A 1,978-nucleotide genomic window follows, 5' to 3' on the forward strand; every position below is an offset into this window, starting at 1 on the left:
GGTGATCACCTTCTCCTGCGCCGTGGTGGGAGTTCTCGTGAACGACGCCGGAGGTTTCGGGGGCAGCACCGGTTCACCGGCCAGCACCCGCGCGGCAGCGAAGCCACCGACGGCGGCGCCCGCGAACAGGAGCACGGACACCACGACAAGAACGACGGTGACTGCGGGCGATCTACGCCGAAGGGACGGCCGCTCCACGGTCGGAGACTCCGAGGACTCCGACAGCGCGAACGGCAGCGGTCCCGGATCGGCGGCCAGCGGCGCGGGGCCCTCCGCGCGGTCGGTCTGCTCCGACGCCCCAGTCTCCTCGGCCGGGTTCCCCTCCTCGGTGGATTCGAGTTCGTCGGTCCGGGAGTCGTCGGGCTTCTCGCCGGGCGTCGGCGCGAGGTCGGCGAACAGTTCCGCCGGGAACAGCGGCCCGGGCTCGGCGCGCAGATCGTGCAGGAAGCGCCGGACGTCGGCGGGCAGCGGTCGCGCGTCCGGATCCTTCGTCATCAGCGCGCTGATGATCTCCGCGAGCGGGCCGGGACCGGGCTGCGGCACCTCTTCGTGCACGACGGCCTGCGCGGTGGCGAGCGGATCACCCTCGGCGTCGTACGGCGGCTCACCCTCGGTTGCCGCATACAACGTCGCTCCCAGGCCCCACATGTCCGCCGCCGGGCTGACCCGTTTCCCGCTGGCGACCTCCGGCGCCATGAACGCAGGCGAGCCGAGCATGATCCCGGTCGACGTCATGGTCACCTCGGACACGTTCCGCGCGATGCCGAAGTCGGTCAGCTTGACCCTCCCGTCCTCGGCCACCAGCACGTTGCCCGGCTTCACGTCGCGGTGCGTGATTCCCGCGGCGTGCGCGGCCTCCAACGCGGCGGCCAGCGCATCACCGATCGTCGCCGCCTGCCCGATCGACAACGGCCCGTATCTCCGCAGCAACCCCGTGAGGCTGCGTCCGGGGAACAGCTCCATCACCACGAAGGGCGCGCCGTCTTCGCGGACCACGTCGTGCAGCGTGATCACATTCGGATGAGACAGCGACGCGATCGCCCTGGCCTCCCGCAGCGCGCGTTCCCTCAGCTGCTCGGCCTCACCGGCAGGCAAACCCGGCGGCAGTCGCACCTCCTTGACCGCCACCGGGCGCCGCAGAAACTCGTCGAAAGCTGCCCAGACCGTCCCCATCGACCCGTGACCGAGCGGCGATCGCAGCCGGTACCGGCCGGCGATCAAGCGTTCGGCGTTCTCCGGGTCATGCTGCGACGGCACGCACGTATTCTGGCTGATCATGCCCGGTCGCCGCTGGGCGGACGGCCCGCACGACGAACCACAGCAACACCGCAACCGGCGACAGCAGGATCGCCAGCACCAGAATCGGCGCCATCACGACCGGGTGCACGCCGCGCCGGAGGCCGTCGAAGTAGATCCACCGGCCGATGAACAGATCCCACGCGATGATCTGCGCCCACAGCAACGCCGCGCCGCTCGCGGCCGCGCCGAACCCGCGGAACTCGGCCAACTCCGGCGTGCTCACCACTGCCCACAGCTCCGGCAAAACCGGAACGGCCAGCACCGTCCACACCACCAGCGTCGGCAGCATGATCAGCGGCGAGCCGATCACGCGCTGCGTCCACGACCACCGCGGCAGGAAGATCATCGCCGCCCAGAACGGCACCGTCACCCAGAACGCCAGGTCGAACAACAGCGACATCACGCGACCGCCTCCTCGCCTCGCGGCCGGCGGGCCGGTGTCGCCGATGCGGGCAACAGTGGGGTCACGGCGGCATCCGCTCGCCGTTGCGCTGGGCTCGGTGCCGCTGGCAACAGCTGGGCTAGGGCGCTATCTGCTCGCCGGTGCGAACCAGCCTGCGCCACCCGGTCGAACAACAGTGGCATCATGCCGCCCTACCTTTCAAGTCAACCTCCGGTCGTCCGGAATGATCGGGGGACGCAGGCGGGGCAGGGATGGTTTTCATGCTGGCTGCCCTCG

The 1,978-nt window shown here is 70.4% G+C and carries 2 protein-coding genes; both read right to left on the reverse strand.

Annotated elements, in window-relative coordinates; translation table 11 throughout:
- On the reverse strand, positions 1 to 1,173 hold a 1,173-nt coding region (locus YWM_RS0115375), incomplete at its 3' end, for a serine/threonine-protein kinase (protein WP_245566062.1).
- A gap of 67 nt (positions 1,174 to 1,240) precedes the next feature.
- Positions 1,241 to 1,699 carry an ABA4-like family protein gene (locus YWM_RS0115380; protein ID WP_043661360.1) on the reverse strand — a complete coding sequence of 153 codons (459 nt, stop codon included), beginning with the start codon at positions 1,697 to 1,699 and terminating at the stop codon, positions 1,241 to 1,243.
- Positions 1,700 to 1,978: the final 279 nt, after the last annotated feature.

This window comes from Thermocrispum municipale DSM 44069 (assembly GCF_000427825.1).
In the GTDB taxonomy this organism is placed as follows: Bacteria; Actinomycetota; Actinomycetes; order Mycobacteriales; family Pseudonocardiaceae; genus Thermocrispum; species Thermocrispum municipale.